Raw genomic sequence first — 14341 nt, 5'->3', positions numbered from 1 at the left:
ATGAGAAAATATGCCTGTATACCGTGTATTGGAAGGGGGGTGAGAAGAATATCGTGCGTATTTTTCCTGCAACGATCCAGCGTATGGCGTTTTCTTCATTGCAACACGAGGGTAATGTGAGTAATATCGATAGATTGAGTTCAACTCGATGGGTGACGGGCATATGTTTTAGTTGTATAATACGGATGATAACGAGACGTAATTCATTCATTGTGTTGTGACGTGTTTACAAGATAGTGAATATTATTGTGTGCCGTTGGTCAATGATGCTATGTATGGTGATCACTCTGTATTGTGAAGTTATGCCTGTATGCTATTGTTTCTATTTGTATTAGCGAGCTATTTTTGGCGAGTCATCATCTGGTAATGCGATGTTCTTTTGCCGGATAATTGCAGGAGTATGGTGAATGCCGAATCCGTTTTCCGGTTTTGAATCTCCACATGATATACCTCTCTCTAAACGACTTTCATATCGGCAGGCTCGTAATGCCTTTGTCGTTGCATTGCTGCTTGGGCTAATGATTAGTACGGCTGTCATCCTCAATGATTTACGATTAGAGCGACAAACACTTTATTCCACGATTCAACATGTCGTTGAAGTTGTTTCGATGCCTGCAAGGCAGGCGCTGCATGACCTTGATGATGGGTTGGCACGGCAAGTTGTGGAAGGGCTTGTAAGGTTTCGATATATTCATGAAGCAATGATTGTTGACGACTTTGGGTCCATTTTGGCGTCGAGAACGCGACCGGAGCTCATGGGAGATTGGGGCTGGTTGCTCAAAAAACTGAAACCACACGAAATTGAATATACGTTTGACGTCATGTCTCCAGATCAGCCAAAATCTCTTGGTTTGATTCTCGTGCGAGTAGATTCCCGTGCTACCCTCGGGCCTATCTTAGATCGCATGGCTACAGTCTTAGGTTTAGGGATCGTATCCAGTCTTGTTTTTGCCTGTATCCTAACGATTCTTTTCAATCGTTCCCTGACTTTTCCTCTCGTCGCTATGATTCGACGTCTCGCCGACGTGAACCCCGAGGAGCCTGGTAGTTCGCTTATCCCTATCCCTCCTGGTCATAGAACTGACGAGCTGGGATTACTTGCAGTCACGACTAATCGTTTGCTTCAGACGATGGATGCCAGCTTGCAAACCCGACATGAAATCAATCAAAAGCGTATTGAAGCAGAACAAAATTATCGTCGAATCGTTGAGAACGCCGTTGAAGGGATTATGCAGGCAGGGCCTGATGGGCAAGTTTTGGCGGCAAACCCTGCCATGATGTACATGCTGGGCTATGAAGACGAAAAAGAGTTCAAAGATAATGTTCGTGATGTGGACCGCGATATGTATTTCGATCCAATGGATCGGGCTGCTTTGTTGTACTGTTTGAATGAAACCGACATTGTTACCGAATTTCAGACACGGTTCTGGCATCGAGACGGGTCCGTTCTGTGGGTATCGGTGAAAGCTCGGGGAGTGAAAAGTGCCTCAGGGGAATTATTGCTCATCGACGCTATGATTGAAGATATTACTGAGCGCAAAAAAGCTTTGGATGAACTTGCACGGTTGAATACGCACCTTGAGGAGAAAGTAAATCACAGAACACGCGAATTGGCTGAACGTAATACGGAATTGGAATGTGCCAATATTGCCTTGACCCAAATGGACGAGATCAAATCGGGCCTGTTGTCCATGGTTTCGCACGAGCTTCGCACCCCGCTGACGTCCATTCTCGGGTTTGCCAAATTGATCGATAAAGAATTTGCCGGGACGTTTCTTCCTCTTACCGGAAAAGAGAAAAAGCTGGTTCAGCGAGGGGGTCGCATTCGTGACAACCTTGGAATTATCGTCCATGAGGGCGAACGCCTTACACGCCTTATCAGTGATTTTTTAGACCTTGAAAAAATCGAATCCGGCCGTATTTTGTGGAATGAAAAAGATGTGAACATCTTTTCATTACTTGAAGACGTTGTTGATTCCGTGGCGGGACAGTTTTTGGAGAAAGAAGACGTCTGTTTCGAAGCAACCATTCCTCATGGCGATCTACAGCTCCAAGTCGATCCGGATCGTCTGCGACAGGTTTTTATTAATCTTTTAAACAATGCAGCAAAATTCACAGATAAAGGTTGCATCGCCTTGCGTGCATCCCGACATGATTCTTTTGTACGTATCTCGATAGAGGATACAGGTATCGGTATCCCCAAAAGTGAGCACAAGAATATTTTTGGAAAGTTCCACCAAGTCAGCCAGCCTGATATGTTGGGCGAAAGACCTCGGGGAACGGGCCTTGGATTGGCTATTTGCCAACAAATTGTTGAACATTACCATGGCTCCATCCTTGTGGAATCGGAACCTGAAGTGGGAAGCACGTTTCATGTTGACATCCCCATTGAAGAAAATGCCTGCGCACATCCCTTTCCTCTCGATGTGGAAGTTGAATCGAATAACGATGTCATGAAACCTCTGATCCTCGTCGTGGACGATGACCCTGGAGTGCGCAGTTTTTTACGGCAATTTCTTTTTCGGAAAGGGTACCGGGTTATTGTTGCAACCAACGGTCGTCAAGCCTTGGAGATGGCACAGGAGACTCGGCCGGATCTCGTGACGATGGATCTTCTTATGCCGGTCATGAATGGTCGTGAAACCATTGCGGCATTTCGCAGTGATGCCAATCTTTCATCCATCCCTATTATGGTCATTAGTGTTATGGGAGATGCAGACGATCACAATGTGGCCGATGCTGCATTGAGCAAGCCTATCGATGAGGATAGACTTGTGGACATGATTAACAGCCTGCTGAACGGTGCCCACTCCACGGAACCGGCTCTCGCCTTGCAGACAAACGGCAAACCTGATATCGAGCCCGCTTTTGCTTTGGCGCGGGAGAGTTTGGAATATTGCCGTGAATATGAACTCTACAAGCGGCTTGAATCAGGATTCCAAGGGACTGTCATTGTTTCGTCCAGAGCGGCGGCAGCAGTCGATTTCGAACGCGTCGCATCGTATTCCGGTGTGCAGGTGTTGCTTTTGCCCGACAGCATTCGCTCAAGCGTAACGTTGTAATTGCGTGGGGCAAATCGTTCCGAACTCCCAAAGACGAAGGACGTCATAGCCTGTACCCCTGGCGACTCGGCGTGGGTAATCGGCTGGAAAAGTTCCTCAAATCAAGGTATTGTTATTGATTGGCGCGGGCAGTATGCGCTATGGTGCCCGGTTTCTTTCAGATATTGATATGTCCGGTACGTCCGGGGTGGAGTGTGATAACATGGAGATTCGTGGAACGACGATTCTGGCAGTCAAAGACGCCAATGGCGTGGCCCTTGCCGGAGACGGACAGGTAACGCTGGGCCAAAACATGGCCATGAAGCATGGGGCAAAAAAAGTACGCCGTTTGTATAAAAACAAAATCCTTATCGGCTTTGCCGGTTCCACGGCGGATGCTTTCACCCTGTTTGAACGTTTTGAGTCCAAGCTTGAAGAATTCGCTGGCAACCTGACGCGAGCGGCCGTAGAACTTGCGAAAGATTGGCGAAAGGATAAATATTTACGCCGACTTGAGGCCATGCTTGTGACGGCTGATGCCGAAACGGTTCTCATTTTATCCGGAAACGGCGACGTCATCGAGCCCGATGATGGATTGGCCGCTATTGGTTCCGGTGGCGCGTTTGCTTTGTCTGCTGCCCGGGCGCTCAAACAAAACACATCGTTGTCCGCTGCGGAAATAGCACAGAAGGCCATGGAAATTGCCGCTAATATTTGTGTGTATACCAATGACAACATTACTCTGGAAACCATATCGAAAAACCCCGACGAATCATCATGATCGTTAAGACGCGTGCCGGTTGCCGCGGGCTCATTGGATGGGGAAGCGGCCAGGGATTTCCGAAACGATACGGTCCATTATGGAATCGTCCCGTGAATAGATTACGACAAGCAGCCGTGACGGAGGCTTCATGAGCACAATGACGCCACGAGAAATCGTGTCTGAACTCGACAAATTCATCATCGGCCAGAAGGATGCAAAGCGCATGGTGGCCGTTGCAATGCGCAATCGTTGGAGACGTCAACAAATCGATCCCTCATTGCGTGACGAGATCGCCCCCAAAAATATTCTGATGATTGGGCCAACCGGGGTGGGAAAAACTGAAATTGCTCGCCGATTAGCTAAACTGTCGAATTCTCCCTTCTACAAAGTGGAGGCGACCAAATTCACGGAAGTTGGGTATGTCGGACGCGATGTCGAATCCATGGTGCGCGACCTCATGGAGATTGGCATCAATCTCGTTCGCCAGGAAGAAATCGACCGCGTTCGCGTGAAGGCGGAAAAACAAGCCGAAGAACGACTTCTTGATTTGTTGCTGCCAGGGGGAGTTCCGCAGGCGCAACCTCCTCAGGGATCGCCGCTCGGGACAGCGTTGGTTACGCCACCACCGCCTTCTTTCGAAGTAGAGTCCAGCCAAAGCGCTCCGTCCGACGATAAATTGTCGACGCGGGACAAACTGAAAAAATTGTGGCGTGAAGGCAAACTTGATGACAAGCAAGTCGATATCGAAGTGACTGCCCAATCTCCTCAGGTGGAGATTATGGCTATGCCGGGCATGGAGGATATCGGCTCACAGTTTAAAGACATTATGGGCAAGATGTTTCCGCAGAAGAAGAAGATGCGGCGCATGCGTGTGAAAGACGCCTATGAAGTCTTGCTGCAAGAAGAGTCGGAACGTTTGGTTGATATGGACAAAGTCACGGATTTGGCTCGGGAGCGCGTTGAGCAGACCGGGATCATTTTTATTGATGAAATCGATAAAATCTGTGGAAAAAATAGCGGTGCCGGAGTGGATGTGTCACGCGAAGGCGTGCAACGAGATTTGTTGCCGGTTGTTGAAGGCTGTGTCGTTAACACGAAATATGGCATGGTCTCCACGGATCATATTTTATTCATTGCGGCTGGCGCATTTCATTTATCCAAACCTTCGGATCTCGTTCCCGAGTTGCAGGGACGTTTCCCGTTACGCGTGGAACTGTCTCCTTTGAGTCGCGATGATTTCTTCCGCATTCTGACCGAACCCAAGAATGCTCTTTCCTTGCAATATCCTGCATTGTTAGCGACGGAAGGCGTGACATTGACCTTCGAGAAAGAAGCTCTTGAGGAAGTGGCCGCGTTCGCTCAACAAATCAATGAGGAAACCGAGAATATCGGGGCTCGCCGGCTGTATACCATCATGGAAAAGATTCTCACTGACTTGTCGTTCGAAGCGCCTGATCGGAGTGGTGAAACGGTCGTTGTCGATCGTGACTTTGTTGTGGGACAGCTCGAAGACGTGGCCGAAGACCGCGATTTGTCGAGGTATATTCTTTAACCTTCTCAACCGGCCTGAGCCGGAGCGCTGTGGAGTATCGCCGTGGACAACGAACACGCTAAAGCCAAAATACTTCTTGAGGCACTGCCCTACATCCGAGATTTTTACCATAAGACCGTAGTCATTAAATACGGCGGGCATGCCATGAAGGATGAGGCGCTCAAACGCAGCTTTGCGCTCAATGTCATCTTGCTCAAATATATTGGGGTCAATCCGGTTATTGTGCATGGCGGAGGACCGCAAATCGGAACCATGCTCGATAAACTTGGCATCAACAGCCATTTCCGTGAAGGGTTACGCGTGACTGACGACGCCACGATGGATGTGGTTGAAATGGTGCTCGTCGGCAAGGTCAATAAACAGATTGTTGGCCTCATCAACCTGCTTGGTGGAGAATGCGTTGGCTTGTCGGGGAAAGACGGTCACCTGATTAAAGCACGAAAGCTTGAAATGGTGCTGGGTAAAAAGGATGCAACCCCTGAAATTATTGACCTGGGAAAAGTGGGTGAAGTCGCATCCATCAATGCTGATCTCATTCGGACGCTAACGCACCAGGATTTTATACCGGTCATTGCACCTGTCGGCGTGGATGAATCCGGCGAAACTTACAACATCAACGCCGATTCCGTTGCATCGGCCGTTGCTTGTGCGCTTGATGCCAAACGACTTGTATTGTTGACGGATGTTCCTGGCATACTGGACGAGAATAAAGAGCTTATTTCCACTATAGATATGCGCGCCGCGTCATTGGCCATTGAGCAGGAAACCATTTCCGGCGGCATGATTCCCAAAGCAAAATGCTGCATGGAAGCCGTTCTTGCCGGAGTGGAAAAGGCACACATCATTGATGGACGCATCGAGAATTCTCTTATTCTTGAGCTGTTCACCAAATCCGGAATTGGGACAGAGTTTGTTCTGAAACTTTAAGGCATATCGGCGGACAACGTTCTGCACAGAAACGGGCAACTCGTTGACGGGTTGCCCGTTTTATTTGGGGGGAAATGCAACAAAAGGTCGGTTAATCGTCAGCACGACAGGAGAGACAAACTTTATCCTCACTATCACGTTCACTGACAAACACGTCAACGCGTTCAGCCGGTGCCGTATCGACACGCATGCCGACATAGTCTGCCTGTATCGGGAGTTCTCGGTGACCACGGTCGACCAAGACAAGGAGCTTCACAGCTTTAGGGCGTCCGTAATCCAATATAGCTTCCAGAGCTGAACGAATGGTCCGCCCTGTGAACAACACATCATCGACTAAAAGAATATTGAGATCATCAATGGCAAAGTCGATATGCGTCGGTCCGATATTGGGTTGTTTCACTGAGGTGGTCCAGTCGTCTCGATACATGTTGATATCAAGCTTGCCGAGAGGAATCGTGGTTCCCAACCGCTCTTCAAGTGCTCCTTTGATACGTTCGGCCAGTTCGACACCACGGCGTTGGATGCCGATAATGGCAAGCCGATTATCGACAGCGAGGTCGGCGGCGACGGCATCGACAAGATCTTTCAAGGTTTTGGCCATTTCGGCACTACCGAGAACGAGCATTTCCTTCACGGGCGTAGTGGGTATGTTCATAAACGAAATTTATCGCATATTGTCATTTCTGGCAATCAGGCTGACGACGACTTTGTGCTGGTAAGACGCAAGAAATTTGACAATCACTGCGGAGAGACTTACCTACCACGCATCGAAACACTTGAGGAGGAAGTATGATTGAACTGACCGATTCCGCATTGAAGCAGCTTGAAGCGTACTTTGCGGACAAAGAAAAGACGCCTATTCGCATCTATCTGTCCGCCGGTGGCTGAAGCGGGCCGCGCTTGGCACTGGCTCTGGATGAGCCAAAAGATACCGACGACAACGTTGATGCAAACGGCTTTCAATTCATCATCGATAAAGAATTGTACGGCAAAGCTGCTCCAATCTCAATCGACATGTCCTATATGGGATTCCAGATAAACTCCCAGCTTGAATTCGGTGGCGGTAGTTGTGGGTCATCATGTTCCTCAGGATCCTGCTCCTGCTAGATGGATGCTCTGCACATCGTGTTTGATACGTGGAGAAGAAGGCTTTTGGGTCTGTCGAGCGTACGATACGAAGAGTGTCCACTGAGTAGCACAACATGAATACGAAGGCGGGTTCACAATGAATCCGCCTTTGCTTTATAAAGAAGTACATGGTAAATTTTTCAAAGTAGGACAATTCGTTCTTCACGTTTGTTTTACTCTGTGCTAACAAAATCCTTGAACCATAGTATTCCAATTTTGCTATCCTTGGAGTGCATTCATGCCTGGCAAGATACTAATTGTAGATGATGAAGTTCATATTCGGATGCTTCTCGAACAAACACTCGAAGAACTGGAAGAAGACTTTGATGTCGAGATTTTGTCCGCTTCGAATGGAGAAGAGGGGCTTGGTATTATTGTTGAGGAAAAACCAGATTTGGTTTTTCTTGACATTATGATGCCGAAACTCAACGGGTATGAAGTTTGCCAAAAAGTAAAGGCCGATCCTGCGCTACGGAATGTGAATATTGTATTGTTGACAGCGAAAGGACAAGAAGTGGACCGTAAGCAAGGATTAGAACTTGGGGCAAGCCGGTATATGACGAAGCCGTTTGATCCCGATGAAGTCCTGGATGTGGCAAAGGAACTCCTCAATATTGAAGATTCTCTTGCATAGGATTTGAACGTTAGCCGATGACCGCCTCAAAACGGCTTCTAAAGCAACACCTTCTTGTTTCGCTGCTTGAACGATCTATACAATTCCTTGGACCGGGATATGGTATCTTCGTATTGCAGGGCGAGACCATCCTCGGAAGTGCAGGTGATGTACAATGCGACATTACGGGGCTGCCTGAGCAGACTCTTTTTCAGTCGTTGAGACACGATGGAGTGGAGGTCGCACAACTTTTATTAATCCCACCGGTGCCGACATGCGCAGATGATTCCTGTACACGACTACACCTCCCCAAATTTATTGAATTTCTCGCGTATTCTATTGAGGAGCTTCTGCGTGGAGAAGCTGTTCGGCGTAGTCTGGCTTCGGAAACACTGCAAAAGTATCGAGAGATCGCGTTGTTGCATCGGGCATCGGTCAATCTCAATAATTCATTACGTCCGCGTGATGTGGCCCGAGCCTTATTGAATGAATGCCAGCAAGGAGCAATGCCAGCTGAAGGCGGTATGCTGTTTTTGCGGGATGGAACTTCAGCTGAACTTATTCCATATGATTATTATGGATCGGCTTATGAACTTGAGTTGGAAAAAGTAGTCGACACAATATTGTTCCTCGATATTATTCGTGGAGGAAAAGGCGAAATCATTAATGATTTGACACACGATTCGCGGTGGCACAATGAGATTGAAGCGGTCAAGGCGATGCTTCTCGTTCCTCTTGTATCCTCGAATAAATGTGTGGGCGCCTTGGTCCTTGCAACAAGTCAAACGCCACGTTTCGACGCCAGTCATCTTCAATACATTTCGACCATAGTTTCCGTTGTCGGCATTGCTTTAGGCAACGCGCTCAATTTTGAATCCGTCCAAGTGCTCATGAAGGCTTTGTTGCAGGCCTTGGCTACAGCGATTGATGCTCGTGATCCCTTTACATCGGGGCACTCCCAACGCGTTGCTCGTCTTGCTGTCGCACTATCGAAAGTGGTTCACGACGATAATACGCTTTTTCCCGATGTTGTGTTTTCCGAAGACAACCTGCATGAAGTTTTTTATGCGGGTCTGCTCCACGATGTTGGAAAAATTGGCATTCGTGAGCAAGTTTTGACGAAGTCGTCACGTCTGCCTGCTCGTGTCATGGATGTTATCCAAACACGTATGGCAATGTGGGGTGAAATCACTGGCAAAGAATGGCGCAAATATTTTGAGCACCTTTCACGAATTAATTCATGTGATATGGTTTCACGGGATGATGCCGCGATCATCGGAAAATTGGGCAAGTTTGAACTTCGCATTAATGGAACCATTTTGCCGCTTTTGTCTGATGATGAAATTACGTCTCTGCTTATTCCACGTGGTAATTTGACCGTTGATGAGCGTCGAGAAATTGAACGTCATCCGGTCGAAAGTTTTCGTATTTTGCAGCATATCCCATTTCCTGAGAATATGCGAAGTTTGTTGAGGATTATTTCACAGCACCATGAACGTCTCGATGGCTCTGGATATCCATCCGGAGATAAAGGAGACGATATTCTCCTCCAGACGCGTATTATCTCCATTGTCGATATTTATGATGCGATCACGATGGAACGCCACTACAAACCGGCACTTCCTCGTGACAAAGCGCTTGATGTCCTTACCAAAGAAGCCGATGCTGGGCGTATCGATGCACGTTTAGTCGAACTCCTCAAGAATTCAATCAATGCTATCGAGGAAGATGCGCAACGTATGGCGACACATGAAGATTTCCAGGAATATCTCCAACGTTCTCAAAATCGTGAGCACTCCGATGATGAAGCGGCGCGTCCAGTTTCTTCGCTTCCCTCGAATTGAGAAAGTTCTATCACTCTTCCTTCTCGTCCTCTTTGACGAATGCCTTGAATAACGTCGTTGGCACAATGAACGATGCAGCATGATAGGCGGCATCGAAGATATCTGTGTCGGAGAAACCCATTTCGCGGAGTTCGTCAACATCGTTTTTTGTCACGTCCTGTGGCGCATCAACAACTTTCAGTACAAACAAAAGCAATTGTTTTTGTTCCGGTTCAAGTGGAGCCGTCGCAGGATCTTTGGCCATGGATTCAAGTTCGCTTGGCGTGAAACCGGCAGCAAACTGAAGTAAGTGAGCATTGAAACGCATGCAAAAGGCATAGTTATTTCGCGTTGCAAGAATATAGCGCAAAGCCGCCATGGTTTGCGATTCCATACGACTTTGCGTCATGAAATATGAAATGATTTTGCTTTGCAGTTGTGCCAACTCCGGACTTGCGCTCATCATAATAAGAGGCTCGGGAACAGGGACACCGTTGGGGAAAATACTGTAGGCGTGTGCAAGTTCACCTTGGGCTTGGTCGACCGGGATGTGATTGAGCAGGTACATGTGGCAGTTCTTCTCCAAGGTTACAGTGAGATTGATGTCTTTACACAAGAATTTCCTTAAACATGAGATCGAAAAAAGCCTCGATGGGAGCCGTCGATCTCGTCAATTTGGTGTACAGTACAGCTCCTTGCCACCCTGACATCAGCCATTGCGCGGTTTGATTTGGATCGATTGCACGGGTGATGTCTCCACGGTCAATTGCTTGCTGAATAATGTGCGTGAGGCGATGTTCCATAGAAGTGAAACCGCTCTGAAGTTTCTCACGCATTGCTGGGCTCAAATCACTCATTTCCAGGACAAGATTGCCGAGTGGACATCCCATCTCGCACTGATGAGCCTTGATACCCTCCAAGAATGTTTCGAAATACGCACGAAGTCGTGCAATCGGTGGCATTGTAAGCTCATCGAAAATAGTACGGGAAATTGCACCAAACTGCTCAAAATGAAAATCGATAACAGCTAAACCGAACTCTTCCTTGCTTTTAAAATAGAAATAAAACGAACCTTTCGGGACATCACAGGCATCAAGGATTTCTTTGATGCCCGTATGGTTAAATCCCTTCTTATGGATAAGACGCGCTCCGGTTTCCAGTATACGTTGTCGCGTGTTTGCTGATGTTTTGGATTGCATATTAAATAGTAGACCGGTCGTCTAGTAATGTCAAGAAAGGGATTTGTCTGGAGAAGAGGTGACAATATGGCGACGGAATGTCATCAAAAAAGCGCGTTAACGTTGTTGATATGTGATTCAAGATAGAGAAGGAGGACACATGCCATGTCTCAACGCGGAGTGCGACATCGTTTTCTCTGTCATTTGAAAAAGGCGACGATTGGACTCTCTTTCGGGGGGCTCGTTTTCGTACTCCTTGTTTCTACAGCGCATGCAGAAACCCTGGTGGGATATGCCCAAGAATTATCTCCAGAAGTCTTTGCCAAGGCTCAAGGTGCGCAACGAACGCTTGCACAACGAGACCCTGTGTTTCGTGATGATACGGTGGAGACACGCACACAAGGTCTTGCAACTCTGGAATTCTGGGACGGTTCGGTATTGTCCATGTCTTCCGATTCACAGGTGCTGCTTTCTGACTTTGTTTATGATCCTGATCAAGCACAACGTGCACGATTGACGGTATCACTTGCTGTTGGGACTCTTCGATTTGTTTCCGGAGAAACTGCCGATCCTGATGCCGATCATATCCAGATACAAACCCCAATGGGCTTTTTAGGAATTCGTGGGACAGATGTAGCGGTATCCGTGGCCGATGATAATGTTGAAGTGGCTGTTTTCGAGGGAGGACCAGCCTTTTTTACGGATCATTCCGGCCAACGCCGACGTTTGTTGGCGGGACGATTTCTGCGGTTTCGTCGTGGGGTGTCTCCAGAGGAGTTCGGAGATATCCCTGCTATGTTTCGTCAACGGTTGGCGACGTTGGCTATTGATCGCAATAGAACGCTTGACGCTGCTATGGAGATACTCGGGCAACGCTTTGGTGCAAATCGTCGACGCGCCTTGGCCGCATTACGCGCCTGGTATGCCCGTCGCTTTCAACGACAAAATGATTTTATGCAATCCGGTATGCGACAACGCCGAGAAGAACGACGAAAACGACGTAATTTGCCATAGTTACGTTTCCGCTGAGGGGGATTCCAAGAAATTGTCATTGGCGTTTTTTTATTATGATCGGTTGCTTCTGGTCTATGAGTACAATGGTCAAACGTACGAAGATGAAGACAAAAGAGGATCAGATTACAGTCTATGCGTTGTAACGTGCAGTAAGAGAGCTATGATGTCAGGGTGAGTCGAAATAGACTCACCCTTTTTTAATCTTGCGAGGTTAAAACGAGACAGACACGGTCAATACTCGCCAACGTGTTGGGCAAAAGATATTCAAGGCGGGCGATACATTTTTCCAGGGTTTCCAGGCGCTCGTCTTTCGCGGCATGTTCAGCAGCGTGGGCTGCTTCACGAACAGCCTGAGCGCCAACCGTGGTGGAAATCCCTTTCAGGGAGTGCGCTGCATCGGCAGCGGCTTTAAAATCTTGATTGGAGGCAGCTTGCCGAATGGTAATGAGCTTCGGTGGAGCATCCTCTTTGAAGATGGTGACAAGCTCGGTTAAAAAATCGGCTTTGTCTTCAAAAGTACGGACAATCCAGTTCTCATCAAACAATTCAACAACGGATTTTGATCGTTGTGCGTCACCACTACGTTTTTCAGCCAAACGGAGAAGTACGCCTTCAAATTCGCTGAGATTGAATGGTTTCGCCACGTATCCATTCATGCCGGCAGCAAGAAATTTTTCTTTATCGCTGGGAAAGGCATGTGCTGTAAGCGCGATGATGGGGACAGGGGGCTCTCCGTTTTTAGGGGCCGTTTCGCGAATGACTTTGGTGGCTTCTATACCGTCGACCACGGGCATAGAAATATCCATCAAAATAATATCCCAATCCTGGTCAACGGCAGCATCAATCGCTTCCTGGCCATTGCTGACGATATGAACCGAGTGTCCTCGACTTCGGAGAAAAACGCTTGTGAAACGTTGGTTTATCTCATTGTCTTCTGCCAACAGGATACGCAATCCTGCTTTGGTCGGAGACTGCGTTTCCAGGGTATCATTGGGTAGTTCCAACGAGGTATCGCGCGAAATGCCAAATGGTAACGTCAACGAGAACGAGGAACCTTTTCCCACTGTACTCGTCACCCACAAGCGACCTCCCATCATTTCGACAAGTCGTCTGGTGATAGCCAATCCCAGACCGGTTCCTCCATATCGACGATTCGTCATCGTGTTGGCCTGGGTGAAACTATCGAAAATCGTATCAATTTTTTCGTCGGGAATGCCAATACCTGAATCACGCACTGTCAGTAACAAACAGGCGCGATCGTGGCACCCTGCATTCATTTCTCGCGGCTCAATAGTGAGTTCTATTTCGCCCTGCTCCGTGAATTTGATGGCATTGCCTAAAAGATTGGAGAGGATTTGACGAAGCCTGAGACCATCCCCAATGAGCATATCCGGTACATTGGCGTCGATCGTCACATGCAGGGGAATGTTTTTCTTTTTTGCCTGCAGAATGAAAACTTGGATAAGGGTATGGATAAGGCGGCGAAGTGAAAATGATTCCGAAACAAGTTCGAACTTGCCAGCTTCAATTTTGGAGAAGTCGAGTATCTCGTTGAGAATATCAAGCATTTGGTCGCACGCATCAAGTGCGCTTTCGAGCATGCGCCGGGTTTCCGCCGAAACAACGCTTTCCTGTGCCAGGGAGATCATCCCAATAATACCGTTAAGCGGAGTACGAATTTCATGGCTCATGTTCGCCAGAAATTCACTTTTGAGACGGTTTGCACTTTCCGCTGCATTTTTCGCTTTTTGGAGTTCGCGCTGTATTTTGCGCTCTTTTTGTATATTATCAAAAGTCCAGACCACACCTTGAGCAACGTTGGAGGCATCGAGAGGAGCTACGCGGATTTGGCACCATATCTCGTTGCCATCTTTGGTTTTGAATGCATGCTCAAAATGTGCAGTGCCACGTGCAGCAAGGCGACGTTCACATTCCCTATGGAAATTCTCGGCATGCGAAGGAGAAAAAAAGAATAATGATGTCGTATGACCGAGAATTTCTTCCGGGAGATAGCCGAATATTTCCGCGCCGTGCCGGTTGATATTCACAATCTGCTGATTATGGATCAGCGCAGCACCCGTTTGGATAATGTCGAATATGGCTTTGTAATTGTCCTGAGGATAAGATGATGCAGGGCTGAGTTGTGCCGTATCATCTAAAGAATCGAGTCTGTTTGAGGCTGTCACGCGAAGCACATCATCCCTTGAATCGTTTAATTCGGTTGAGGCGCATGTTTTCTTGATATCCGGTTGCGTCAACCATGGTCCTGCCGGTTCTGGACGTCAACCGATTTGAACTGTAC

General features: G+C 47.9%; 13 protein-coding genes. 9 read left to right on the top strand and 4 right to left on the bottom strand.

What is annotated here, in order from left to right; translation table 11 throughout:
- Positions 1–407: 407 nt before the first annotated feature.
- The 5 genes from G451_RS32645 to argB all read left to right on the top strand — a co-directional run bounded on the left by G451_RS32645 (position 408) and on the right by argB (position 6283).
- The gene (locus G451_RS32645; protein WP_051261374.1) at positions 408–3062 is read left to right on the top strand and encodes an ATP-binding protein; all 2655 of its coding nucleotides are present in this window, start codon (positions 408–410) and stop codon (positions 3060–3062) included.
- A gap of 202 nt (positions 3063–3264) precedes the next feature.
- Positions 3265–3822: an ATP-dependent protease subunit HslV gene (gene hslV / locus G451_RS0110375; protein ID WP_027184196.1), complete on the top strand. Its 558-nt coding sequence runs from the start codon at positions 3265–3267 to the stop codon at positions 3820–3822.
- Complete coding sequence (locus tag G451_RS34105) at positions 3819–3956, top strand: hypothetical protein (protein ID WP_156921580.1); 138 nt, start codon at positions 3819–3821, stop codon at positions 3954–3956. Before hslV ends, G451_RS34105 begins: the two co-directional genes overlap by 4 nt.
- Positions 3953–5356, top strand: a complete 1404-nt coding sequence (hslU, locus tag G451_RS0110365) for an ATP-dependent protease ATPase subunit HslU (RefSeq protein WP_027184195.1) — start codon at positions 3953–3955, stop codon at positions 5354–5356. Before G451_RS34105 ends, hslU begins: the two co-directional genes overlap by 4 nt.
- 42 nt (positions 5357–5398) lie before the next feature.
- Positions 5399–6283 carry an acetylglutamate kinase gene (gene argB, locus G451_RS0110360; RefSeq protein ID WP_027184194.1) on the top strand — a complete coding sequence of 295 codons (885 nt, stop codon included), beginning with the start codon at positions 5399–5401 and terminating at the stop codon, positions 6281–6283.
- A gap of 91 nt (positions 6284–6374) precedes the next feature.
- Here argB and pyrR read toward each other — a convergent pair whose 3' ends face one another.
- Complete coding sequence (gene pyrR, locus G451_RS0110355) at positions 6375–6938, bottom strand: bifunctional pyr operon transcriptional regulator/uracil phosphoribosyltransferase PyrR (RefSeq protein ID WP_034641635.1); 564 nt, start codon at positions 6936–6938, stop codon at positions 6375–6377.
- A gap of 134 nt (positions 6939–7072) precedes the next feature.
- On the opposite strand from pyrR, the gene G451_RS34995 reads away from it, so the two are divergent.
- The 3 genes from G451_RS34995 to G451_RS28775 all read left to right on the top strand — a co-directional run bounded on the left by G451_RS34995 (position 7073) and on the right by G451_RS28775 (position 9868).
- On the top strand, positions 7073–7390 hold the full coding sequence (locus G451_RS34995) for an IscA/HesB family protein (protein ID WP_245587802.1): 318 nt from the start codon (positions 7073–7075) through the stop codon (positions 7388–7390).
- 259 nt (positions 7391–7649) lie between these two features.
- Positions 7650–8045, top strand: coding sequence for a response regulator transcription factor (locus G451_RS0110345; RefSeq protein ID WP_027184192.1), 396 nt, complete (start codon positions 7650–7652; stop codon positions 8043–8045).
- A 17-nt stretch (positions 8046–8062) separates the two neighbouring features.
- Positions 8063–9868 (top strand): HD domain-containing phosphohydrolase, encoded by a 1806-nt coding sequence (locus G451_RS28775; RefSeq protein WP_084448494.1) that lies wholly within the window; start codon positions 8063–8065, stop codon positions 9866–9868.
- Positions 9869–9878: 10 nt separating this feature from the next.
- Here G451_RS28775 and G451_RS28770 read toward each other — a convergent pair whose 3' ends face one another.
- The gene (locus G451_RS28770) at positions 9879–10415 is read right to left on the bottom strand and encodes a carboxymuconolactone decarboxylase family protein (RefSeq protein ID WP_051261373.1); all 537 of its coding nucleotides are present in this window, start codon (positions 10413–10415) and stop codon (positions 9879–9881) included.
- A gap of 40 nt (positions 10416–10455) precedes the next feature.
- Complete coding sequence (locus G451_RS0110330; RefSeq protein WP_027184191.1) at positions 10456–11046, bottom strand: TetR/AcrR family transcriptional regulator; 591 nt, start codon at positions 11044–11046, stop codon at positions 10456–10458.
- Between the two features lie 144 nt (positions 11047–11190).
- Here G451_RS0110330 and G451_RS32640 point away from each other — a divergent pair, with 144 nt between their 5' ends.
- Positions 11191–12039, top strand: coding sequence for a FecR family protein (locus G451_RS32640; protein WP_051261372.1), 849 nt, complete (start codon positions 11191–11193; stop codon positions 12037–12039).
- Between the two features lie 197 nt (positions 12040–12236).
- Here the strand turns inward: G451_RS32640 and G451_RS28760 are convergent, their stop codons facing one another.
- Positions 12237–14225 (bottom strand): ATP-binding protein, encoded by a 1989-nt coding sequence (locus G451_RS28760; protein ID WP_169727862.1) that lies wholly within the window; start codon positions 14223–14225, stop codon positions 12237–12239.
- Between the last annotated feature and the right edge of the window lie 116 nt (positions 14226–14341).

The sequence above is a fragment of the Desulfovibrio inopinatus DSM 10711 genome, from assembly GCF_000429305.1.
Taxonomy (GTDB): Bacteria; Desulfobacterota; Desulfovibrionia; order Desulfovibrionales; family Desulfovibrionaceae; genus Alteridesulfovibrio; species Alteridesulfovibrio inopinatus.
This window is presented reverse-complemented; position numbering and strand designations above follow the sequence as displayed.

What these genes read in the sequence shown, in the direction of transcription:
- G451_RS32645 (WP_051261374.1), top strand. Translation starts at nt 408, where the DNA reads ATGCCGAATCCGTTTTCCGGTTTTGAATCTCCACATGATATACCTCTC.
- hslV (WP_027184196.1), top strand. Translation starts at nt 3,265, where the DNA reads ATGGAGATTCGTGGAACGACGATTCTGGCAGTCAAAGACGCCAATGGC.
- G451_RS34105 (WP_156921580.1), top strand. Translation starts at nt 3,819, where the DNA reads ATGATCGTTAAGACGCGTGCCGGTTGCCGCGGGCTCATTGGATGGGGA.
- hslU (WP_027184195.1), top strand. Translation starts at nt 3,953, where the DNA reads ATGAGCACAATGACGCCACGAGAAATCGTGTCTGAACTCGACAAATTC.
- pyrR (WP_034641635.1), bottom strand. Translation starts at nt 6,938, where the DNA reads ATGAACATACCCACTACGCCCGTGAAGGAAATGCTCGTTCTCGGTAGT.
- G451_RS0110345 (WP_027184192.1), top strand. Translation starts at nt 7,650, where the DNA reads ATGCCTGGCAAGATACTAATTGTAGATGATGAAGTTCATATTCGGATG.
- G451_RS28775 (WP_084448494.1), top strand. Translation starts at nt 8,063, where the DNA reads ATGACCGCCTCAAAACGGCTTCTAAAGCAACACCTTCTTGTTTCGCTG.
- G451_RS28770 (WP_051261373.1), bottom strand. Translation starts at nt 10,415, where the DNA reads ATGTACCTGCTCAATCACATCCCGGTCGACCAAGCCCAAGGTGAACTT.
- G451_RS0110330 (WP_027184191.1), bottom strand. Translation starts at nt 11,046, where the DNA reads ATGCAATCCAAAACATCAGCAAACACGCGACAACGTATACTGGAAACC.
- G451_RS32640 (WP_051261372.1), top strand. Translation starts at nt 11,191, where the DNA reads ATGTCTCAACGCGGAGTGCGACATCGTTTTCTCTGTCATTTGAAAAAG.